The organism is Kitasatospora atroaurantiaca (assembly GCF_007828955.1).
Taxonomy (GTDB): Bacteria; Actinomycetota; Actinomycetes; order Streptomycetales; family Streptomycetaceae; genus Kitasatospora; species Kitasatospora atroaurantiaca.
In genome coordinates this window covers 4968658-4989657 of record NZ_VIVR01000001.1, presented here as the reverse complement: position 1 = coordinate 4989657, position 21000 = coordinate 4968658, and the positions used below count along the sequence as shown (strand labels likewise).

The 21000-nt window shown below is 70.5% G+C and carries 22 protein-coding genes; 2 read left to right on the top strand and 20 right to left on the bottom strand.

Annotated features, from left to right (window positions below; genetic code table 11):
• Positions 1-6 precede the first annotated feature (6 nt).
• From FB465_RS35940 to FB465_RS22815, 3 genes are all read right to left on the bottom strand, one after another.
• The gene (locus FB465_RS35940) at positions 7-2196 is read right to left on the bottom strand and encodes an ATP-binding protein (protein WP_170290665.1); all 2190 of its coding nucleotides are present in this window, start codon (positions 2194-2196) and stop codon (positions 7-9) included.
• Between the two features lie 379 nt (positions 2197-2575).
• The gene (locus FB465_RS22820; RefSeq protein WP_145793321.1) at positions 2576-2944 is read right to left on the bottom strand and encodes an STAS domain-containing protein; all 369 of its coding nucleotides are present in this window, start codon (positions 2942-2944) and stop codon (positions 2576-2578) included.
• A 297-nt stretch (positions 2945-3241) separates the two neighbouring features.
• Complete coding sequence (locus FB465_RS22815) at positions 3242-4108, bottom strand: 3-hydroxyacyl-CoA dehydrogenase family protein (RefSeq protein WP_145793320.1); 867 nt, start codon at positions 4106-4108, stop codon at positions 3242-3244.
• A 149-nt stretch (positions 4109-4257) separates the two neighbouring features.
• On the opposite strand from FB465_RS22815, the gene FB465_RS22810 reads away from it, so the two are divergent.
• Complete coding sequence (locus FB465_RS22810) at positions 4258-4563, top strand: hypothetical protein (RefSeq protein WP_145793318.1); 306 nt, start codon at positions 4258-4260, stop codon at positions 4561-4563.
• A gap of 153 nt (positions 4564-4716) precedes the next feature.
• Here FB465_RS22810 and FB465_RS22805 read toward each other — a convergent pair whose 3' ends face one another.
• The gene (locus tag FB465_RS22805; RefSeq protein ID WP_145793316.1) at positions 4717-5367 is read right to left on the bottom strand and encodes a response regulator; all 651 of its coding nucleotides are present in this window, start codon (positions 5365-5367) and stop codon (positions 4717-4719) included.
• Entirely contained in the window at positions 5364-6563 is a 1200-nt protein-coding gene (locus FB465_RS22800) for a sensor histidine kinase (RefSeq protein WP_145793314.1), read from the bottom strand. Before FB465_RS22800 ends, FB465_RS22805 begins: the two co-directional genes overlap by 4 nt.
• Before the next feature lie 148 nt (positions 6564-6711).
• On the opposite strand from FB465_RS22800, the gene FB465_RS22795 reads away from it, so the two are divergent.
• A complete protein-coding gene (locus tag FB465_RS22795; protein ID WP_145793313.1) occupies positions 6712-7245 on the top strand; it encodes a hypothetical protein in 534 nt (177 codons plus the stop codon).
• 152 nt (positions 7246-7397) lie between these two features.
• Here the strand turns inward: FB465_RS22795 and FB465_RS22790 are convergent, their stop codons facing one another.
• From FB465_RS22790 to FB465_RS22720, 15 genes are all read right to left on the bottom strand, one after another.
• Positions 7398-7970 (bottom strand): cob(I)yrinic acid a,c-diamide adenosyltransferase, encoded by a 573-nt coding sequence (locus FB465_RS22790; protein WP_145793311.1) that lies wholly within the window; start codon positions 7968-7970, stop codon positions 7398-7400.
• 32 nt (positions 7971-8002) lie between these two features.
• Complete coding sequence (locus FB465_RS22785; protein ID WP_145793309.1) at positions 8003-8383, bottom strand: VOC family protein; 381 nt, start codon at positions 8381-8383, stop codon at positions 8003-8005.
• Between the two features lie 129 nt (positions 8384-8512).
• Positions 8513-9013, bottom strand: a complete 501-nt coding sequence (locus tag FB465_RS22780; protein WP_145793308.1) for a DUF2550 domain-containing protein — start codon at positions 9011-9013, stop codon at positions 8513-8515.
• Positions 9014-9158: 145 nt separating this feature from the next.
• Positions 9159-9539, bottom strand: coding sequence for a F0F1 ATP synthase subunit epsilon (locus FB465_RS22775; RefSeq protein WP_145793306.1), 381 nt, complete (start codon positions 9537-9539; stop codon positions 9159-9161).
• 186 nt (positions 9540-9725) lie between these two features.
• Entirely contained in the window at positions 9726-11171 is a 1446-nt protein-coding gene (gene atpD / locus FB465_RS22770; protein ID WP_145793304.1) for a F0F1 ATP synthase subunit beta, read from the bottom strand.
• Positions 11172-11173: 2 nt separating this feature from the next.
• Positions 11174-12088, bottom strand: a complete 915-nt coding sequence (locus FB465_RS22765; RefSeq protein WP_145793303.1) for a F0F1 ATP synthase subunit gamma — start codon at positions 12086-12088, stop codon at positions 11174-11176.
• 32 nt (positions 12089-12120) lie between these two features.
• Entirely contained in the window at positions 12121-13695 is a 1575-nt protein-coding gene (gene atpA / locus FB465_RS22760; RefSeq protein WP_145793301.1) for a F0F1 ATP synthase subunit alpha, read from the bottom strand.
• Between the two features lie 153 nt (positions 13696-13848).
• A complete protein-coding gene (locus tag FB465_RS22755; RefSeq protein ID WP_145793300.1) occupies positions 13849-14664 on the bottom strand; it encodes a F0F1 ATP synthase subunit delta in 816 nt (271 codons plus the stop codon).
• Positions 14661-15218 (bottom strand): F0F1 ATP synthase subunit B, encoded by a 558-nt coding sequence (locus FB465_RS22750; RefSeq protein ID WP_145793298.1) that lies wholly within the window; start codon positions 15216-15218, stop codon positions 14661-14663. The genes FB465_RS22755 and FB465_RS22750 overlap by 4 nt, the downstream gene beginning before the upstream one ends.
• Positions 15219-15255: 37 nt before the next feature.
• Positions 15256-15489: an ATP synthase F0 subunit C gene (atpE, locus tag FB465_RS22745; RefSeq protein WP_145793296.1), complete on the bottom strand. Its 234-nt coding sequence runs from the start codon at positions 15487-15489 to the stop codon at positions 15256-15258.
• Positions 15490-15563: 74 nt separating this feature from the next.
• Entirely contained in the window at positions 15564-16394 is an 831-nt protein-coding gene (gene atpB / locus FB465_RS22740; protein WP_145793294.1) for a F0F1 ATP synthase subunit A, read from the bottom strand.
• Positions 16395-16658: 264 nt separating this feature from the next.
• The gene (locus FB465_RS22735; RefSeq protein WP_145793292.1) at positions 16659-17096 is read right to left on the bottom strand and encodes a Cg1360 family ATP-synthase-associated protein; all 438 of its coding nucleotides are present in this window, start codon (positions 17094-17096) and stop codon (positions 16659-16661) included.
• 287 nt (positions 17097-17383) lie between these two features.
• Positions 17384-18673: an MraY family glycosyltransferase gene (locus FB465_RS22730; protein ID WP_145793290.1), complete on the bottom strand. Its 1290-nt coding sequence runs from the start codon at positions 18671-18673 to the stop codon at positions 17384-17386.
• Positions 18674-18826: 153 nt separating this feature from the next.
• Positions 18827-20101, bottom strand: a complete 1275-nt coding sequence (locus FB465_RS22725; RefSeq protein ID WP_145793288.1) for a serine hydroxymethyltransferase — start codon at positions 20099-20101, stop codon at positions 18827-18829.
• Between the two features lie 225 nt (positions 20102-20326).
• On the bottom strand, positions 20327-20977 hold the full coding sequence (locus FB465_RS22720) for an arsenate reductase/protein-tyrosine-phosphatase family protein (protein WP_246193290.1): 651 nt from the start codon (positions 20975-20977) through the stop codon (positions 20327-20329).
• Between the last annotated feature and the right edge of the window lie 23 nt (positions 20978-21000).

Sequence of the window (21000 nt, the reverse complement as noted above, 5' to 3'; positions counted from 1 at the left end):
GCTGTTCTAGGGGGACGGCGAGGTCGGCGGGTCGGTCGGCGCCGTCGTGCTGGGGGACGGTGCGGGGCTCGACGAGGTCGGCGGTGCCGGCTTCGTCGACGACGGGGCCTGGGACGGCTTGGTCGGCGGCTGCGACGGAGTGTCGGACGGGCTGCCCGACGACGACTTGGTCGCGGTCGGCTTCTTCGAGGTCCGCGAGCTGCTGGCCGAGGTGCTGGGCGAGTCCGAAGCGGACTCGTCGGCGCTTGCCGAATCGCTCGCCGAGGGGGACGGGCTGCGGGTGCCCAGGTTGAGGTCACCCGAGAGCGATCCGTCGTCCAGCGATCCGCCCGGCTGCGTCTGGCCGGGACCCGAGGACTCGGGCCCCGCGAGGCTCAGCCCGACCGCCGTACCGAGCACACCGAGTGCCAGCACGGCCGCCGCGGCCGCCAGGACGGTGCGGCTGGTGCCACCGCCCGTCCCCGGGGTGGTCCTGAACCGCCAGGGCACCTGGGCGATGGCCCGCATGACGGGCCGTCGGCCGGCGGCCGAAGGCTCGGGGTCACCCGCGGTCAGCTGCTTGGTGTCGGCCCGCAGCAGGTTCAGCATCCGCCGGGCGGCCGCGCTGCCGCGCGGTTCGCCGAGCGCGGCCCGCAGCGCGACGGCTGCCTCGAGTTCGGCGGTGGCCCGCTCGGTGGTCCGCACGCACAGCCCCAGCACACCCAACTCGTGGTGGAACCAGGCCTCGTCGACGGCGGAGCCGGTCGACCTGGCGGCCTCCAGACCGAGCTGCAGCGCCCGCTCCCAGGCCCCCCAGCGAAGCGACAGTGCCAGTGCCGGGGCGGCGGCCCGCGCCAGCTGCAGGACGGCCTCCGGGCGTCCCGCGGCCCGGTCGGCGAGCAGCGCGCCGAGCACCACCTCCGCCTCGGCGGCGATCTGCTCGGTGCTCACCGAGCTGTGCCCGACCCACCAGGAGAAGTGCTGGGCCGCGCCGTACGCGATCTCACCCGGCTCCCAGTGCGGCGTCAGCAGCTCCGTGACACCGGCGGTGAGCCGGTGGTGGCCGCCGATCGAGACGGCGAGGCCGCAGTCGGTGAGTTCGTGCAGGGCGCTCTCGCCGAGGCCGACGTCGATCAGCGCCGGCAGGTGCGGTGCGGTCGGACACTCGCCGCCGAGAGCCAGCGCGAGCCGCAGCACGGCCTTTGCGGACTCGCTGAGGCCCTCCGCGAGCCGTACGGCGGGCGCGGCGCTCTCCGCCACCGAGGGCAGCGGTACGGAGCGGCGCAGCTGGCCCTCCAGGACCGCCGGGTCGTCCGGCTCCTCGATCTCCTTGACCATCCCGAAGACGCTGTGGCGGTCCTCCTGGGCGGCCACCAGGGCGTCGACCGAGACGTCGCGCTGCCGCAGCAGAGCGGCCGCCTGGACGAAGCGCAGCGGCAGACCCTCCGACTCGAACCAGAGGTCCACCGCCCAGGCCCGTTCGGCGTCGTCCAGCTGCCGGCCGGCCAGCCGGGCCGTCAGGGCGAGACAGGCGGGCCGGGAGAGGCCGGCCACCGGGTGGTCCTCCAGCCGGGAGCCGAGGGGGAGCAGCGGGCTGCCCGGCGCGACGGAGATCAGGAAGGCGCACTCGGGCGCGGTGGCGAGCAGGTCCTCCAGCTCCTGGCCGGACGGTTCGACGTCGTCGATCACCACCACGGCACCCACCCCGGCGAGCAGCTCGGGCAGTTGGTGGGGGTCCGGCCGGAAGCCGGGGGCCCGGTGGGTGGCCGCGAAGAGGTCCTGGAGCAGGTCCTGGGCCGTCCTGCGGTGGCCGCTGAGCCGGACGACGCCGTCCGGCGCGAGGCCTCCCGCGGCGTCCGCGACGGCGGCCAGCAGTGCGCTGCGGCCCGAGCCGGCCTGGCCGACCAGACGTATCGAGCGGCCCTCGGCGAGCAGGCCGAGGAGTTGGGCCGTGTCGGCCTCGCGGTCGAGCAGCGGCAGGTCGGTGGCGGCGCTGCCGAGCGCCAGCGGGCCTACCGCCGGGCTCGGGCCGAGCGCCGAGGCGCTCGCCGGGCGGTGGCCGCCGGTGCGTCGCGGCTCGGGGCACCACTCGTCGGGGCAAGGACGCGCCTCGGAACCGTCCGGGGTGCCCACCGTGAGCAGCAGCTCGCCGGAGACGACCTCACCGGTCCGAGGGCGCAGGCCTTCCTGTCGGAAGTCACCGGGTGGCTGTCCCACGTTCCGCTCCGCCCATGCTCGGCCGCCAGGGCTCTGTGAGCTCCGTGGCGTTGACGACCGGCCGCTGCCGGGGCAGCAGAAGCCCCGTTGGCCGTATTCCTGAGCGCAGACTCTCGCACACTCGCGCCCATCAGCACAGGCCGGGGAGCTCTTATCAGGCTCGGCTCGCCGCCGGGCGCTCTGACCCGGTGCCGACACTCGTCGCTCCCGCGGTCTCCCTCCTTGCCCGCCAACGGGCAGGAGGGGCCCACCGCTCCCTTCCTCGCTCCTCGCTTTCGGCACCGGCGCGCCCTTTGGCTCGCTCGCACTGTGCCTGGCGGGGGTCAGGGCCGCGCAGCGTTGGCTCGCTCGCAGCGAGCCGGCTCCGGTCCTGCTCGGGTCAGAGGGAGGGGGCCACCATGGGCGGGGGCGCCACGCCGAGGGCGGGCATGGAGGTTCCGTACGCGTCCGGGACGGTGCCCTCGACCGCGAGGATGCGGTGCAGGCGGGTGGCCACCAGGAGGCGCTGCAGCTGGGCCGGGACGGCCCTCAGGACGAGGCGCCGGCCCAGGCGGCCGGCCCGGCGGTGGGTGCCCATGATCACGCCGAGGCCGGTGGCGTCCCAGGACTCCAGACCGGCCAGGTCGAGTACGAGGTCCCCCTGCCCGCCGTCGACCGCCCGGTGCAGCCGGGCCCGGGCATCGGCGGCGCTGCGGACGTCGAGGCGGCCCTTGAGGGCCAGACCGCTGTGGTCGCCGGTGATGCGCACGTCTCCTCCTCCGCTTTGCCGGTCGGGGCTGTCGGGGCTCTGCCCGGTGCGGGCGCCCTGGCGCCGCGCCACCCGGGGGCCACGCCGGGTCTCCCCCTCATCTGACGGTGAACCAGCTCTGCAGGTTGCTGTTACCCGGCAGATCTGAAGCAACTTCACTCGTCCGAGGGAATATACGCAGTCAGGCCCCATACCCACGCTCGATTACCGCCCAAATCACCCGTCTGCGGCAGAGGCGTGAGCAAACTCACCCGTGAGCCATGAGCCGTGGGCCGGATGGCCCACGGCTCACAGCCGCTACTTCTCGTACCCGTAGAACCCGCGGCCGCTCTTGCGTCCGAGGTCACCGGCGGTGACCATGCGGGCCATGATCTCGGGGGCGGCGAACTTCTCGTCCTGGGTCTCCGCGTAGATGTTGCGCGCGGCGTGCAGCAGGATGTCGACGCCGGTCAGGTCGGCCGTCTGCAGCGGGCCCATCGGGTGGCCGAAGCCGAGGCGGCAGGCGGTGTCGATGTCCTCGGCGCTCGCGACGCCCGACTCGTACAGCTTGGCGGCCTCGACCACCAGCGCGGTGATCAGGCGGGTGGTGACGAAGCCGGCCACGTCGCGGTTGACCACGACGACCTCCTTGCCCACCCCCTCGGCGAAGGCGCGGGCGGTGGCCAGCGTCTCGTCGCTGGTCTTGTAGCCGCGCACCAGCTCGACGAGCTTCATCAGCGGCACCGGCGAGAAGAAGTGCACGCCGACCACGCTCTCCGGCCGCGAGGTCGCGGCGGCGATCCGGGTGATCGGGATGGCCGAGGTGTTGGAGGCCAGCACCGCGCCGGGCTTGGCGATCTTGTCGAGCTCGCGGAAGACGGCTTCCTTGACCTCCAGCTGCTCGAACACCGCCTCGACGACGATGTCGGCACCGGCGACCGCGCCCAGGTCGGTCGTCGTGGTGATCCGGCCCAGCGCCGCCTCGGCCTCGTCGGCCGTCAGCTTGCCCTTGGACACGAACTTCTCGTACGAGGCACGGATGCCGTCCAGACCGCGCTGCAGCGCAGCGTCGGTGACATCGCGCAGCACCACCGGGTGCCCTGCCTGCGCCGAGACCTGGGCGATGCCTGCGCCCATGAGTCCGGCGCCGATCACGGCAATCTGCTGGGTGGATGCGTTGCTCATGGCTTAGTCTCCCGAGTCCCGTCCTGAAGGCGGCTCAGGACAGGGATCGCCTCCCCCGGAGCCGCGCCGCTCACGGCCCGGACTCTAATGCCCCGGAACGCTCCGTGGTGAGATTGGCCGGTGTGATCTGCGCCCAAGAGAGGTGATCCGTGCGCGCACTGGGGACGATGCTGATCTCGCTCGCGGTCCTGGGCGTGCTGATCCTGCTGCTGCGCTGGACGTACGGCACCGGCAAGTCGCTGGTCGCCCGCCCACCGCGGACGGGCGCGCCGCAGGAGTACGGCCTGCTGGTCCCGGTGGCCGCCCCGGCCGACGCCGCCGAGGCCGAGCGGCTGGCCGCACTGCTCACCGCCGCCGGGCTGCGCCACACCCTGGTGTCCACCAGCGAGGGCCTGCGCCTGATGGTCTGGCCCGCCGACGAGCAGGCCGCCCGCGAGGCACTGCGGCAGTCCTAGAGCGGACCGCAACCGGGCAACTCCCAGGGGCGCTGGGGGCACCTCCCGGCCGAAGGCTGGGGGAGAACTGCGCTGCCGGCCATGCACCTCCGTAGAGGGCTGGTCACGCCGTTAGGTGGCCCCACGCGCCCCTGGAGGAACGCGCCGCGCTGGCTAGGGCGCGAGCCCCAAGTCCTGGGCAAGGATGGCGGCCTGGACGCGGCTGCGCAGGCCCAGCTTGGCCAGGATCCGGCTGACGTGGGTCTTGGTGGTCGCCTCCGCCATCTCCAGCCGGCGGGCGATCTCCCCGTTGGAGAGGCCCGCTCCCAGGCAGGCCAGCACCTCCCGCTCACGCGGTGTCAGGCCGTCCACCGCCTCGCGGGCCCGTGGCTGGTCCGGGCGCTCGGGCCTGGCGAAGGTGCCGATCAGCCGACGGGTGACCGAGGGCGCCAGCATGCCGTCGCCGCGCGCGACCGTACGGATGCCCTCGATGAGCGTGTCCGCTTCGAGGTCCTTGAGCAGGAAGCCCGCCGCGCCCGCCCGCAGCGCGCCGTAGACGTACTCGTCGAGGTCGAAGGTGGTCAGCATCAGCACCTGGGCGGCCCCTGCGGCCACCACCTGGCGGGTGGCCGAGACACCGTCCAGCCGGGGCATCTGAACATCCATCAGCACCACGTCGGGCCGCAGCTCCAGCGCCAGCCGTACGGCCTGCTCGCCGTCGGCCGCCTCGCCGACCACCTCCAGGCCGGGCTCGGCCCGCAGGATCATCACCAGCGCGGCCCGTACGGCCGCCTGGTCCTCCGCCACCAGGACCCGAATCGTCATGACGCCTCCGCCGCCCGGGGTTCGCGCGGCAGCACCGCCCGGACCCGCCATCGCCCGTCGTGCGGCCCGGCCTCGAAGCTGCCGCCCAGCAGCCCGGCCCGCTCCCCCATCCCGACCAGGCCCGCCCGTGCCCCGGGCAGTACCCGGGCCTCCCCCGGGCGGTACGGATTGTCCGCCACGATCTCGACCTCCTCCGGCCGGAAGGCCAGGCGCAGCCGTACGGTGCCGGGCGCCGCGTGCTTGAGTGCGTTGGTCAGGGACTCCTGGACGATCCGGTAGGCCGCCAGCTCCACCGGGGCGGACAACTCGCCGCGTTCGCCCTCCTCCTCGGCCTCGAAGGCCAGCCCGGTCTCCCGGCCCGCCGCTCCGGCCTGGGCCAGCAGGGTGTCCAGCGCGTCCAGCTTGGGCGCCTCGTACGAGCCCTCGGCGCCGGCCCGCAGCAGGCCGATCATGCGGCGCATCTCGGCCAGTCCCTGCACGCTGTTCTCCCGGATGACCGCCATCGCCGCCATCAGCGGGTCCTCCTGGGAGCGCTGCTGACGGCGGGCCAGGGACTGCGCGCCGGTCGCGTGGATGGCGATGGCGGAGAGGTGGTTGGCGACCACGTCGTGCAGCTCCCGGGCCATCCGGGCCCGCTCGGCCACCACGGCCTCGCGCCGGTCGAGTTCGGCGAGCAGGGCGGTCTGTTCGGCCCGCAGCCGCTCGGTCTCCGCCTTGTCCCGGTGCTCGCGCAGCAGGTCGGCCGTCCAGACCGGGGCCAGGAAGACCAGCGCGCAGACCACGGCCACCAGGAGGGCCGCCGAGACCGTCCCGTACAGGAAGGTCAGACTGCTCAGCACGATCGTGGAAGCGATCCCGGTGAGGTGCAGGATCCGCGACATCCGGGGGCTGCCGTACAGCACGGCCGCGTAGAGCAGGTCGGTGTACATCAGGACGGTGGCGATCAGCGAGCCCGCGAAGACGCTCCCCGCGAAGACCAGCCCGCCGAGGCTCACCGTCCAGACCGGGTGGCTACGGCGGAAGAGCTCCAGCGCGGCGGTGGCGGCCAGCGGCAGCACCACCAGCCATGGCGGGATCGCGCCGGAGTTGTCGTACGCGCGGAAGGCGATCAGCAGCAGACCGCCGAGCAGCCCGGCCGCGGCGATGGCGCGGTCCTCCTGACGCGGGGTGAGGCTGAGCTTGAACACGCTCCCCATCTCATCACCCCGTGGGCCGCCCTGGCGCGTACCCAGCGGAGGAGGCCGCTACATCGAAGGTCGCACCCCGGAATCGGCTCGGGCGACGAGGTACCCGGGCGGGCCGGCGGGTCAGGCTGAGAAGGCAGCCTGACCGGAGGAGCCCATCGTGATCGTGTCCGTCGTCATCGCCGGAGAGGCCGGCTTCTGGGTGGTGCTCGCCCTGGCGCTGGCCTCCCGCTACCTGATCGGGTGGCGCCGGGTCAGCACGGCTCTGCTCCTCGCGCTCCCGCTGATCGACCTGGTGGTCCTCGGCGCGACCGTGCTGGACCTGCGGCACGGCACCACCGCGAGCTGGACGCACGGCCTGGCCGCCGCGTACGTCGGCTTCTCGGCAGCGTACGGGCACTACCTGGTGACCTGGGCGGACGCCCACTTCGCGCACCGCTTCGCCGGCGGGCCCACCCCGGTGAAGCCCCCGAAGTACGGCGCGGCCAGGGCCGCCCACGAGTGGCGGATCTTCGCCCGGACCCTCCTCGCCGCCGCGATCACCGCAGGCCTGGTCGCCGGCATGGCCGCCCTGGTCGGGGACGCCGCACAGACGGCGGGGCTCACCCGCTGGTACGGCACCATGGGCCTGGTCACCGGGATCAGCCTGGTGATCGCGGCCAGCTACACGGTCTTCCCCAAGAAGCAGCCCTAAGGGCTCCGCCAGTAGGTAGGCAACCGATCAGCCACAACAGGGGCGCGGGGAACTGCGCGAAATCGGAAGGCAACGGTCTGCAGCCTCCCTCCCCCAGCCTTCGGCCGGGGGACCCCCACCGCGCAGTTCCCCGCGCCCCCGGGTTCCCCGTACTAGCGGTTCTCGCCCGGCACCCAGAGCACGTCCCCGCGCTCCTTGTTCGCCGCGCGCGCCAGGATGAAGAGCAGGTCGGAGAGCCGGTTGAGGTACTTGGCGGTCAGCGGGTTGACGGAGTCGCCGTGCACCTCGATCGCCGCCCAGGTGGCGCGCTCGGCCCGCCGGACCACCGTGCACGCGAGGTGCAGGTACGCCGCACCGGGCGTCCCGCCGGGGAGGATGAAGCTGCGAAGCTTCTCCAGCTGCTCCAGGTAGTGGTCGCAGTCGGTTTCCAGCCGGTCGATGTAGGTCTGCAGGACCCGCAGCGGCGGGTACTTCGGCTCCTCGACCACGGGGGTGGCGAGGTCCGCGCCGACGTCGAAGAGGTCGTTCTGGATCCGCGTCAGCACGGCCACGACGTCCTCGGACAGCGCCCCCGCCGCGATGGCAACCCCGATCGCGGCGTTGGCCTCGTTGGTGTCCGCGTACGCGATCAGCCGGGGATCGGTCTTGGTCGTGCGGCTCATGTCACCGAGCGCGGTGGTGCCGTCGTCGCCGGTACGGGTGTAGATGCGCGTGAGGTTGACCATGAGCCGCAGCCTAGCGGGTCGGTTAGGGGGCGTTAACGGGACGGCTGGACGAGGCCCAGCAGGTTGCCCTCGCTGTCCTTGAACCACGCGCCGCTACCGTCGGGCCACTCGACGACACCGTCGGTGGTCTTGAGCCCGGGCATGTCGTACTCCTCGAAGACGACGCCCCGCGCGCGCAGCTCGGCGATCTCGGCCTTGAGGTCGGTGACCGTGAGCCCCACCTGGGTGTGACCGCCGCGCTCGGTGATGGCGGTCGGGAAGAGGTAGAGGCTCGTCCCGTCGGCGAGGGAGAACTGGGCGCCGCCCTCGTCCTCCTTGCTCGGTGTCAGGCCGAGCTTCTCCTGGTACCAGGCCTTGGCCCGCTTCATGTCGGTGGCGGGCAGGCACGCGTCGGCTCTGGCTTGCGACAACATCAGTCGGCCTCCTTGGCTCAGAGACCCCCTGTAACCAGCCTCGACCCCGTCGCCGGGGGAGGCAAAGGCTACGCGACGTCGACTCTCCCCCACCCTTCGGGCGGGGGACCCCCATCCGAGAGTCCGTCGCTACGCGACGTTGACTCTCTGGCCGGGCGGGGCGGCCTCCAGCCAGGCGAGGAAGCCGGTCAGCGCGTCGTCGCTCATCGCTAGCTCCAGCGGCCGGCCGTTGTGCAGGCATCGGAGCACGACCGAGCCCGAGAGCAGGGCGAGCTCCTCCTGGCCCTCGGGGTAGCGGCGGCCGAGCACCTCGATCTCCCGGCGGGGAAGGATCTTGCGGGGGCGCGGGGCGTAGGAGAAGACCCGGAACCACTCGATGGAGTCACCGCTGTAGCGGCCGATACCGAAAACCCACCCCTTGCCATCGGTCACGGGGACCGGGGCGGAGGTGGGTTTGCCGTTCTCGTCGAGGTCGGGCTGCGTGGAGGCGTCGGCGGGCATTTTGAGGCGGTAGCTGCAGTCGAAGGTGCCGCCCACGCGCTGGATCACGCGCCTGCGTACCGCGAAGGCCACCAGGCCCACCACTCCGAGTGCCACGACCGCCGCACACACCACAAGGGCGAGGACCATGCTCACCGACCTCCTCGCTGACCTGCGTTCCCCGATCGGTCGTATCAACGACCGCACTGTCCTACCAACTGATACGACAGTCCCGGGGTCACGCTCTCGCGTCCCCGGGACCGTCGGTCGGCCCGGTCTCGGGCCGACATGGTGCTCAGGCGGCCTTGAGGCCGCGTGCCGCGAAGAGACGGACCTCGGCGCGGCGCTCGGCGTGCTCGTCGAGCTCGGCCTGCGCCCGCTCCAGCGCCCGCTCGGCGCGGGTGATGTCGATCTCGTCCGCCAGCTCGGCGATCTCCGCGAGCAGAGACAGCTTGTTGTCGGCGAAGGAGATGAAACCGCCGTGCACGGCCGCCAGGACCGTTCCACCGTCGGTGGTCCGGATGGTGACCGGGCCGGACTCCAGCACGCTCAGCACCGGGGTGTGACCCGGCATGATGCCGGTGTCACCGGAGGCCGTACGGGCGACAACGATGGTGGCCGCACCGGACCACACCTTGCGGTCGGCTGCGACCAGCTCGACGTGCAGCTCAGCCAACGTGGGCTCCTAGGCTCTTGCAACCACCGGATTACTCGGCAGTTGCGGTAAGAATAACGGGCCCGTGCCCCCGAGATGAAACGAAGGACACGGAGATGACCGGGATCACAGCCGATTGAGCCGTGAGGGGCGGCCCCCAGGGACGGGGACCACCCCTCACGGTCAGTCAGCCATCAGCCGGCCTTATTACTTCTTGGCGAGCTCGGCGGCGTTCTTCTCGAGGTCCTCGATGCCACCGCACATGAAGAAGGCCTGCTCCGGGACGGAGTCGTACTTACCGTCCGCGATGCGGTTGAAGGCCTCGATCGTCTCGGACAGCGGCACGGTCGAACCCTCGACGCCGGTGAACTGCTTCGCCACGTAGGTGTTCTGCGAGAGGAAGCGCTCGATGCGACGGGCACGGTGGACGACGATCTTGTCGTCCTCGCTGAGCTCGTCGATGCCGAGGATCGCGATGATGTCCTGGAGGTCCTTGTACTTCTGCAGGATCCCCTTGACCCGGATGGCCGTGTCGTAGTGGTCCTGCGCGATGTAGCGCGGGTCCAGGATGCGGGACGTGGAGTCCAGCGGGTCGACGGCCGGGTAGATGCCCTTCTCGGAGATCGGACGGGAGAGAACCGTCGTCGCGTCGAGGTGGGCGAAGGTGGTCGCCGGGGCCGGGTCGGTCAGGTCGTCCGCGGGGACGTAGATCGCCTGCATCGAGGTGATCGAGTGACCGCGGGTCGAGGTGATGCGCTCCTGCAGGAGGCCCATCTCGTCGGCCAGGTTCGGCTGGTAACCCACCGCGGAGGGCATACGGCCGAGCAGGGTCGACACCTCGGAACCGGCCTGGGTGAACCGGAAGATGTTGTCGATGAAGAGCAGAACGTCCTGCTGCTCGACGTCACGGAAGTACTCCGCCATCGTCAGAGCGGACAGGGCGACGCGCAGGCGGGTGCCCGGCGGCTCGTCCATCTGGCCGAAGACCAGGGCGGTCTTGTCCAGAACGCCCGAGTCGACCATCTCGTGGATGAGGTCGTTACCCTCACGGGTGCGCTCACCGACACCGGCGAAGACCGACACACCACCGAAGTTCTCGGCGACGCGGTAGATCATCTCCTGGATGAGAACGGTCTTACCGACACCGGCACCACCGAACAGACCGATCTTGCCACCCGTGACGTACGGGGTGAGAAGGTCGATGACCTTGATACCGGTCTCGAACATCTCGGTCTTGGACTCGAGGTCCTTGAAGTCCGGGGCCTTGCGGTGGATCGGCCAGCGGACCTCGACCTGGGAGTCGAACTCCGCCTTGTCGACGTTCAGCACCTCACCGAGGGCGTTGAAGACCTTGCCCTTGGTGATCTGGCCGACCGGGACGGTGATGGCCGAACCGGTGTCGGTCACGACCGCGCCGCGGACCAGGCCGTCGGTCGGCTGCATCGAGATGCCGCGCACGACGCCGTCGGCGAGGTGCTGCGCGACCTCGAGGGTCAGGGTCTTCTTGCCGGTGCCGTCGGGCGCCTCGACCTCGACGTGCAGGGCGTTGAACATGTTGGGAATCGCGTCGACGGGGAACTCCACGTCGACGACCGGGCCGATGACCCGCGCGACGCGGCCCGTCGCCGTGGTCGGCTCAACTGTGGTGGTCATTCTCATTCGCTCCCGCGGCTAGCGTCGGCGAGCGCGTTGGCACCGCCGACGATCTCGCTGATTTCCTGGGTGATCTCGGCCTGACGGGCCGAGTTGGCAAGCCGCGTGAGCGACTTGATGAGCTCTCCCGCGTTGTCGGTCGCGGACTTCATCGCGCGCCGGCGTGCGGCGTGCTCCGAGGCGGCCGACTGCAGCAGCGCGTTGTAGATCCGGCTCTCGACGTACCGCGGCAGCAGGGCGTCGAGAACGCCCTCCGCCGACGGCTCGAAGTCGTACAGCGGGAAGATCTCGTGCTTGGTCTTCGACTCCTCGCCGAGCTGGACCTCGTCCAGCTTCAGCGGCAGCAGCCGAGCGTCCACCGCGGTCTGAGTCAGCATGGACTCGAACTTGGTGGAGACCAGGTGCAGCTCGTCGACCCCGCCGGTCTCCGCGGTGAACGCCTCGATGAGGTCGCTCGCCACGGCCTTCGCGTCACCGTACGTCGGCTTGTCCGAGAAGCCCGTCCACGACCCCGTGACCTCAAGGTGACGGAAGTTGTAGTACGAGACGCCCTTACGGCCGACGATGTAGGTCACCACGTCCTTGCCCTCGGCACGCAGCTGCGCGGTGAGCGCGGTCGCCTGCTTGATGGCGTTGGCCGAGTAGCCGCCGGCCAGACCACGGTCCGCCGTGATCAGCAGGACCGCGGCGCGGTCGGCGCCGGGCTTCTCGGTGGTGAGCGGGTGCTTGGCGTTGGACCGGGTGGCCACCGCCGTCACCGCCCGGGTGAGCTCATCGGCGTACGGAGTGGAGGCGGCCACCGCGCGCTGCGCCTTGACGATGCGCGACGCGGAGATCATCTCCATCGCCTTGGTGATCTTCTTCGTCGCGGTGACAGAGCGGATCCGGCGCTTGTAGACCCGAAGCTGTGCTCCCATGGGTCGTTACGTCCTTTCCCTCGCTACCGGACTCAGGCCTGCTCGGAGAGCAGCTTGCCGTCGGCCGTCGTGAAGCCCAGCTTGAAGGCCTTGATCGCCTCGGTCAGCGCGTCGATGGTGCCGTCCTCGAGCTTCGAGGTCTCGACGATGCCGGCCAGCAGGCCCTTGTGCTCGGTGCGCAGGTGAGTCAGGAACTCGCGCTCGAAGCGGCGGATGTCCGCCACCGGGACGTCGTCCAGCTTGCCGGTGGTGCCGGCCCAGATGGAGACGACCTGCTCCTCGACCGGGAACGGCTGGTACTGGCCCTGCTTCAGCAGCTCGACCATGCGCGCACCGCGCTCCAGCTGGGCCTTGGAGGCCGGGTCCAGGTCGGAACCGAAGGCGGCGAACGCCTCCAGCTCGCGGTACTGGGCCAGGTCCAGGCGCAGGCGGCCGGCGACCGACTTCATGGCCTTGATCTGGGCGGAGCCACCGACGCGGGAGACCGAGATACCGACGTTCACGGCCGGGCGGATGCCGGCGTTGAACAGGTCGGACTCCAGGAAGCACTGGCCGTCGGTGATGGAGATGACGTTGGTCGGGATGTACGCCGAGACGTCGTTGGCCTTGGTCTCGATGATCGGCAGACCGGTCATCGAGCCCGCGCCCAGCTCGTCGGAGAGCTTCGCGCAGCGCTCCAGCAGGCGGGAGTGCAGGTAGAAGACGTCACCCGGGTAGGCCTCGCGGCCCGGCGGACGACGGAGCAGCAGCGACACGGAACGGTACGCCTCGGCCTGCTTCGACAGGTCGTCGAAGATGATGAGGACGTGCTTGCCGTCGTACATCCACTCCTGGCCGATGGCCGAACCGGTGTACGGGGCGAGGTACTTGAAGCCGGCCGGGTCGGAGGCGGGAGCAGCCACGATGGTGGTGTACTCCAGCGCGCCGGCCTCCTCCAGGGCGCCACGGACGGACGCGATGGTGGAACCCTTCTGGCCGATGGCGACGTAGATGCAGCGGACCTGCTTCTTCGGGTCGCCCGAGCGCCAGTTGTCGCGCTGGTTGATGATCGTGTCGACAGCCACCGCGGTCTTGCCGGTCTGGCGGTCGCCGATGATCAGCTGACGCTGGCCGCGGCCGATCGGGGTCATCGCGTCGATGGCCTTGATGCCGGTCTGCATCGGCTCGTGGACCGACTTGCGGACCATGACGCCGGGGGCCTGCAGCTCCAGGGCGCGACGGCCGTGAGAGGCGATCTCACCCAGACCGTCGATCGGGTTGCCCAGCGGGTCCACGACGCGGCCGAGGTAGCCCTCGCCGACCGGGACGGAGAGGACCTCGCCGGTGCGGTGCACCGTCTGGCCCTCCTCGATGCCGCTGAACTCACCGAGGATGACGACACCGATCTCGCGGGTGTCGAGGTTCAGCGCGAGACCGAGGGTCCCGTCCTCGAACTTCAGCAGCTCGTTGGCCATGACCGAGGGCAGGCCCTCGACCTTGGCAATACCGTCCATGGCCTCGGTGACCGTACCGACCTCTTCACGCGAGGCGGCGTCCGGCTGGTACGACTGGACAAAGTCGGCCAGCGCGTCCCGGATCTCCTCCGGACGGATCGTAAGCTCCGCCATCAGGCTTCCCTGCTCTCCTAGTTTGCGATCCTCGGCCCGCCATTGAGGGCCGCAAGTATTCGACTCTCGGCCGGGTCGTTGCGAACCGGCCGTACGATTTACCGGCTCCCGTGGAGCCGGCGCCCGACCGAGGGTCGGATGTTTCCGAGGTGCCTAGCCCTCCAGGGCCTGACGAGCGCCTTCCAGGCGGCTCTCCACGGTGCCGTCGATGATCTCGTCACCGATCTGCACCCGCACACCGCCGACGACCTCGGGGTCGACGTCGATGTTCAGGTGCACCTGGCGGCCGTAGAGCCGGCCCAGAGCACCGGTGAGGCGCTCCTTCTGGCTGTCCGACAGCGGAACGGCGGTGGTGACCAGGGCCACCACACGGCCCCGCCGGGCGGCGGCGAGCTTGGAGTAGTACTCCAGGCCCTGCTCCAGGCTACGACCACGCGGGCTGGTGACCAGCGAGCTGATCAGGCGGACGGTGCCTGCGTTGGCACGGCCGCCGAGCAGCTTGACGACCAGCTCCGCCTTGGCGGCCTTGCCGGCCTTGGGCTCGGTCAGCGCGCTGCGCAGCTCGTGCGAACCGTTGGCGATCCGGCCGAAGCGGAACAGCTCGTCCTCGACGTCGTCCAGCTTCCCGGCCTTGTCGGCCGCGATGACCTCGGCGTACGCGGCGAGCTCCTCGACCGCGTCCACCAGGTCACGGGAACCCGACCAGCGGGAGCGGACCAGGCCGGAGACCAGGTCCAGCGTCTCGCCGGAGACCTGGCCGGCCAGCAGCGAGCCGACCAGCTGGGCCTTGTCCTGGCCCGACCGCGACGGGTCGGTCAGCACGCGGCGCAGCGAGACCTCGCGGTCCAGCAGGACCGTGACGGCGGTGAGCTCCTCGGCGAGCTTGACCGCGTCCACCGAGGTGTTGTCGGTCAGGCTCTCCAGGTTCTCGCGACCGGCGGCCAGGGCCTCACGGCTGGCGCCGATCACTTGGACGCACCCTGGGCAGCGGCGGCCTTGGCCTCCAGCTCGGCCAGGAAGCGGTCGATCACGCCGCTCTGCCGGGCGGAGTCCTCCAGGGACTCACCCACGATGCGGGACGCCAGCTGCGAAGCGAGCGAGCCCACGTCCTGGCGCAGGGCGGCAGTCGCCTGCTTCTTGTCGGCGTCGATCTGCGCGTGGCCGGCGGTGACGATGGCCTCGCGCTGACGCTGGCCCTCCTCACGCATCTCGGCGATCAGGGCAGCGCCCTGCTCACGGGCGTGCTCGGTGATCCGAGCGGCCTCGTGACGCGCCTCGGCGAGCTCGGCGCGGTACTGCTCCAGCAGGGCCTGAGCCTCCGCCTGAGCGGCCTCCGCACGCTCCATGCCGCCCTCGATGGCGTCACGGCGCTCCGACAGCACCTTCTCGATGCTGGGCAGGAGCTTCTTGCCGAGGAGACCGAAGACGATGAAGAAGCAGAGCAGGCCGATGATGACCTCGGGCCATGCGGGGAGGAGCGGGTTCATCTGCTCCTCTGCCGCAAGGGCGAAACCGGGGTTCATATCAGAACCTTTCGTCGAAAAGGGCTTACGACAGTAATTACTTGCCGGTGCCGAAGACGAACGGCATGACGATGCCGATGAGGGCGAGCGCCTCGGTCAGCGCGAAGCCGATGAACATGTTGGAGCGGATCAGGCCGGCAGCCTCGGGCTGGCGGGCCATGGCCTGGACACCGTTACCGAAGATCAGACCAACGCCGATGCCGGGGCCGATGGCGGCGAGACCGTAACCGACGGAGGCGATGGAACCGACGACCTCAGCGACCTGAGTCATTTCAGCTTGTCCTTTGCGGGATGGTGAACCGATGGTGGTTGGCCACCGGAAATTCGAGGGGTGGTGCGGGTGGGTCAGTGCGCTTCTTCGAGGGCACCGGCGATGTAGCTGCTCGCCAGCATCACGAAGATGTACGCCTGCAGGAACTGGACCAGCAGCTCGAAGGCGGTCAGGCCGATCGTCACGATGAAGGACGTCGTGCCGTAGAGCGCACCGAGGCTCGGGCTGAGCAGGTACCAGGAGGCGATGGAGAACATCACGATCAGCAGGTGGCCGGCGAACATGTTCGCGAAGGCTCGGACCGCGAGCGTGAAGGGGCGCACGAAGATGTTCGAGAAGAACTCGATCGGCACCAGGATGAACATGACCCAGCCGGGGATGCCCGAGGGCCAGCAGAGGTTCTTCAGACCGCCGACGAAGCCGTGCTTCTTGAAGGTCAGGGTCATGTACGTGATCCAGACGATGCCCGCGAGGCCCGCCGGGAACGCGATCGCCGCCGTCACAGGGAACTGTGCGAACGGGATGATCGACATGATGTTCATGATCCAGATGAAGAAGAACATCGAGACCAGCATCGGGACGTACTTCTCGCCCTTTTTGCCGATGGTCTCCAGCACGATGCTTCGCTTGACGAAGTCGTAGCCGATCTCACCGACCAGCTGCAGCTTGCCCGGGAGCAGCTTCGGCTTGGCGAAGGCGGCCCAGAAGAACCCGATCACCAGCAGTGCCGCGATCATCGACAGCAGCATCGGCTTGTTGAACTCGACGCTGCCGATCGTGAAGATCGGCTTGAAGTCGAACTCGTTCAAGCCAGGGGCGGGGAAGCCGCAGCCGGAGAACAGGTGGCACCCGGCCTCAGAGGCGACGTGCGTTACGTCAGCACCCACCACAGACTCCTTCGTCATGACGCATGGTTACGGCAACCTCGGTGTGTCGGCGTGGCCTGCGGCCACGGAGCGGCACTGGAACTTGTTGGATTTCTCGCGGACCCTGCGCGGCGCCACACTCTGCCGCGGGACCTTCGAAAGCTTCGCGAGTCCGGGGGGCGATCCGTCCGATCATCGGATAGACCTGGCCGCTTCCCGTACTCCGTTGTTGCGACGGACGATAGCAGTCCGTCAGTACGGCATAAACACCGCCCCCCTCGCGCGGGGGACAGCCGGCGCTCGTCACTGTTGACGCCCCGACTTCGGGTCCTTGTCGTCGGACGAGCCGGGATCGACGTAGTAGACCTTGGCCTTCATCGCACCGCGCACCTGGAAGCCCGTCCAGATCAGAGCGCAGCCGAGCAGCGTGAAACCGAAGACCTTGGTGTCGAAGAGTGTCGTCTCCTTGAACACCGCGAGAACAATCGCCACCAGCAGGATCTGGGTGGTGTACACCAGCAGCCCGGCGGCCATCAGCATCTGCGGATTGTTCCTGGTCAGCCGGTCGAGAGCGACCTGGCCGAAGGAGAAGAAGGCGAGCACCAGCAGGGTCGCGAAGAGTGCACCGATCAGGCCCTTCGTCCCCACCAGTGCGGTGGAGATCGCAAGGGCGACAACTCCGGCGACCGCAGTGGGAATTGCGGCGCCGCGGAGGGGGATCCGGGCGTCGTGGGACGGCATGTCGGCAGCTCCGGCGGCATGTCGAGGTGACGGGGGACGGGCACTAGGACGCGGTGGTGACACCGCACCGAGAACTTCTGCCGCAGGCCGGCCGTTCGACGGCGAGCCCGTCGAGGGAGACCGACCGGGGACGGAAGTCCTCCACCTGTCAGGTCTTTCGGCGTGTTCTCGGTACTCGTGAACGGTATCACAAACTATTTGATTAGAGCTTTACCATGTAGGTGTGGCACCTGTCACACCGACGGCCCAACAGTGCCGCCGTACAGGTGAAGGGAGTTGACGACGAGTCAGTTCGCCCGCTCGCGTCGGCCGCCGACCGCGGTGGCCCCCGTCCCGAGCCGGCCGAGCAGCGCCTTGTCGTCCGCCGAGAGCTCCGCCATCGCGGGCGCCTGGGCGGCCTCGGGTGCCGTGGCCTTGCGGTAGCGCGGCGGCACGAAGGCCTGGACGGCGCGCGGCGCGTGCGGCCGGAAGCGCGGCATCAGCAGCACCACGATGCCCACCAGGCAGAGCGCGGCGAAGCTCAGCACCAGCGCCCGGCCGGTGCCGGGCACCGAGAAGGCCACGGTGCCGAAGGCGATCAGGGCGGCCCAGAAGTACATGATCAGGACGGCCCGGCTGTGCGAGTGCCCGACCTCCAGCAGCCGGTGGTGCAGGTGCTGCTTGTCCGCCGCGAAGGGCGACTTCCCGGCCCAGGTGCGGCGCACCACGGCCAGGAGCAGGTCGGCCAGCGGAAGCGCGATGACGGTCAGCGGGAGCAGCAGCGGGATGTAGATCGGCACCAGCTCGTGCACCGTGGCGGTCTGCGAACCCGTCCGGGCGGTGATCAGGTCGGGGTCGACACGGCCGGTGATGGAGATGGCCGCCACCGCCAGCATCAGGCCGAGCATCATCGAGCCCGAGTCGCCCATGAAGATCCGCGCGGGGTGCAGGTTGTGCGGCAGGAAGCCCAGGCACATCCCGATCAGCACGGCGCTGAACAGCACGGCGGGGGCGGCGTCGTTGATCCCGTAGCCGTACCAGAGCCGGTACGAGTACAGGAAGAAGGCCATCGCGGCGATGCAGACCATGCCGGCGGCGAGGCCGTCCAGGCCGTCGATGAAGTTCACCGCGTTGACCATCACGACCACCAGGGTGACCGAGATGATCATGCCCTGGGTCGGGGTGACGGCGACCGAGCCGACGCCGGGGACGGGGATGGAGATCACCGTGACCCCCTGCCAGACCATCACACCGGCGGCGATCATCTGGCCGCCCAGCTTCACCAGGGCGTCCACGCCCCACTTGTCGTCCAGCACGCCCAGGACCCACATGATCCCGGCACCCGAGAGCAGCGCGCGGACGTCCGCGCTCTGGCTGAAGAGATGCCCGAGGTTGGTGAGTTGGGAGGAGACCAGCAGGCCGGCGCAGAGCCCGCCGAACATCGCGATACCGCCGAGCCGGGGTGTCGGCTCGCGGTGCACGTCACGGGCGCGTACGGGGGGCATCGCGCCCGCCACGATGGCGAACTTCCGGACGGGGCCGGTCAGCAGGTAGGTGACGGCCGCCGTGGTGAACAGCACCAGCAGAAACTCACGCACCACTGGCCTCCTGCACGACGGTCCGACGGGTGAGTACCGAAGGTACTCCCGTGATTGCCCGGGGTTCGAGGTGCGTCGCCACGGTGCACACCTTATTGAGTTGGACGACACTCGTGTGCACCGCGGTTCGCCCTGACGCGATTCGTCCGGCGGTCAGCGCCCCGCGAAGGCCCTCGCCAGCTCCCGTACCCGCTCCCCGATCCGGGCGTCCACACCCCCGCTGAGCAGGCGCCCGATCAGCTCGCCCACCTCGCGGAGCTCCTCGGCCCCCATCCCCTGCGAGGCCACCGCGCCGGTACCGAGCCGGATGCCGGAGCTCTCGGAGGCCGGAGCCGGATCGTACGGCAGTGCGCATTTGCCGAGCATCAGCCCGGCCGCCGAACAGCGCCGCTCGGCCTCGACGCCGGTCACCCCGAGCGGGCTGACGTCCGCCGTCACCAGGTGGGTGTCGGTGCCACCGGTCAGCGGACGGGCCCCGGCCCGCTCCAGGGCCCCGGCCAGGGAGCGCGCGCCGTCCACCGCACGCCGGAGGTACACACCGAACTCCGGCGTGGCCGCCTCTGCGAGGGCGACCGCCTTGCCCGCCACCTCGTTCATCGCCGCGCCACCCTGGCTGAACGGGAACACCGCCCGGTCCACCCGCTCCGCCAGCTCCGCCGTGCAGAGCAGCATCCCGCCCCGCGGGCCGCGCAGCAGCTTGTGGGTGGCCGCCACGGTGACGTCCGCGTACGGCACCGGGGACGGCGCCATCCCCCCGGCGACCAGGCCGGTGATCTGCGCCGCCGAGGCGATCAGGTAGGCGTCGACCTCGTCGGCGATCTCCCGGAAGGCCTCCCAGTCGATGTGCCTGGGGTAGGAGATCCCGCCCGCGATGATCGCCTTGGGCCGGTGCAGCTTGGCCAGCTCCCGCACCTGGTCGAGGTCGATCAGGCTGTCCTGTTCCCGTACGCCGTAGCCGATGAAGTCGAACCAGCGGCCCGAGAAGTTGGCGCGCGAGCCGCAGCTGAGGTGGCCGCCGTGCTCCAGCGACATGGCGAGCACCACGTCGCCGGGCTTGAGCAGCGCCGCGTAGGTCGCCAGCATCGCCGAAGTCGCCGACCTGGGCTGGACGTTGGCGTGGTCGGCGGCGAACAGCCGCTTGGCCCGGTCGATGGCGAGCAGCTCGGCCGCGTCGGCCAGCGCGCAGCCCGCGTGGTGGCGGCGGCCGGGGTAGCCCTCGGCGTACTTGTCGATCAGCGGGCCGGAGAGGGCGGCCAGTACGGCCGGGCTGGTGAGGTTCTCCCCCGCCAGCAGCTGCAGGCTCTCGGACCTGCGCTCGGCCTCGGCGGCCAGCAGGTCGGCCAGCTCGGGATCGGCCTGCCGGAGGGCCTCGGGAGCCTCCCAGCGGCGAGCCTCGACGGATCCGTGCACGGCATCGGTGACAGACATGGCGCGACTCCCGGGCAGCGGCGGGCTGGGTCCTTCCCAGCGTAGGACCGGAGCCCGGACCGGGCCCGCCAACACGGGGGCCGTACACCCGTACGGCCAGGGGCACCGATCAGGTCTGGCCAACCCAGGGGCCGGGGAACTGCGCGAGATCGGAAGGCAACGGCCTGCAGTCTCCCGCTTCGCGCAGTTCCTCACGCCCCTGTGTGGTTGCCCGACTGCCTGGGGCTACCGGCGGGGAATGCCCGTGAGAGCGGTGACGACGGGGTCGAGGGCGTCGAATATCTCCTCGCCGCAGTTGCGGAACATCCCGATCGGCGCGCCGTACGGGTCGTCGACCTCGTCCGCCTCCGGGGTCGCCGCCAGCAGCCAGCCCCGCAGCGCGGCGGCCGCCCTGACCAGCGCACGGGCCCGCTCGGTGACGTGGACCCCGCCCCGCGGGTCGGGGAGGGTGCTGGGGTCTATCCGGCGCACCAGCCGGGTGAACTCCTTGAGCGTGAAGGTCCGCAGGCCGGCCGCGTGCCCCATGGAGATCACCTGGGCGCGGTGGTCCAGGGTCGCGGTGAGCACCAGGTCGGCGTCGACCACGTGCTCGTCCAGCAGCTCGCGCCCGACGAAGCCGCCGCTGTCCACGCCGTACTCGCCGAGCACCGTGGCGGCGTGCGCCTCCATCGGTGCGCCCTCGTGGCCCCAGGTGCCCGCGCTCTCGACCACGATCCGGCCGGCCGCCGTGCCGCTGAGGCGGGTGTCCAGCTCATGCCGGGTCAGCCGCTCGGCGATCGGCGATCGGCAGACGTTGCCGGTGCAGACGAAGAGGATCCGGAAGGAGTCCAGCGGCCGCGGCGAGACCGTGACGTACGCGGGAAGGCCAGGGCCCAGACCGGAGCCGAGGCCGTGCAGCG

What these genes read in the sequence shown, in the direction of transcription:
- FB465_RS22815 (WP_145793320.1), bottom strand. Translation starts at nt 4,108, where the DNA reads ATGAGCAACGCATCCACCCAGCAGATTGCCGTGATCGGCGCCGGACTC.
- FB465_RS22805 (WP_145793316.1), bottom strand. Translation starts at nt 5,367, where the DNA reads ATGACGATTCGGGTCCTGGTGGCGGAGGACCAGGCGGCCGTACGGGCC.
- FB465_RS22800 (WP_145793314.1), bottom strand. Translation starts at nt 6,563, where the DNA reads ATGGGGAGCGTGTTCAAGCTCAGCCTCACCCCGCGTCAGGAGGACCGC.
- FB465_RS22790 (WP_145793311.1), bottom strand. Translation starts at nt 7,970, where the DNA reads ATGGTCAACCTCACGCGCATCTACACCCGTACCGGCGACGACGGCACC.
- FB465_RS22785 (WP_145793309.1), bottom strand. Translation starts at nt 8,383, where the DNA reads ATGTTGTCGCAAGCCAGAGCCGACGCGTGCCTGCCCGCCACCGACATG.
- FB465_RS22780 (WP_145793308.1), bottom strand. Translation starts at nt 9,013, where the DNA reads ATGGTCCTCGCCCTTGTGGTGTGTGCGGCGGTCGTGGCACTCGGAGTG.
- atpD (WP_145793304.1), bottom strand. Translation starts at nt 11,171, where the DNA reads ATGACCACCACAGTTGAGCCGACCACGGCGACGGGCCGCGTCGCGCGG.
- FB465_RS22765 (WP_145793303.1), bottom strand. Translation starts at nt 12,088, where the DNA reads ATGGGAGCACAGCTTCGGGTCTACAAGCGCCGGATCCGCTCTGTCACC.
- atpA (WP_145793301.1), bottom strand. Translation starts at nt 13,695, where the DNA reads ATGGCGGAGCTTACGATCCGTCCGGAGGAGATCCGGGACGCGCTGGCC.
- FB465_RS22750 (WP_145793298.1), bottom strand. Translation starts at nt 15,218, where the DNA reads ATGAACCCCGGTTTCGCCCTTGCGGCAGAGGAGCAGATGAACCCGCTC.
- atpE (WP_145793296.1), bottom strand. Translation starts at nt 15,489, where the DNA reads ATGACTCAGGTCGCTGAGGTCGTCGGTTCCATCGCCTCCGTCGGTTAC.
- atpB (WP_145793294.1), bottom strand. Translation starts at nt 16,394, where the DNA reads ATGACGAAGGAGTCTGTGGTGGGTGCTGACGTAACGCACGTCGCCTCT.
- FB465_RS22735 (WP_145793292.1), bottom strand. Translation starts at nt 17,096, where the DNA reads ATGCCGTCCCACGACGCCCGGATCCCCCTCCGCGGCGCCGCAATTCCC.
- FB465_RS22725 (WP_145793288.1), bottom strand. Translation starts at nt 20,101, where the DNA reads ATGTCTGTCACCGATGCCGTGCACGGATCCGTCGAGGCTCGCCGCTGG.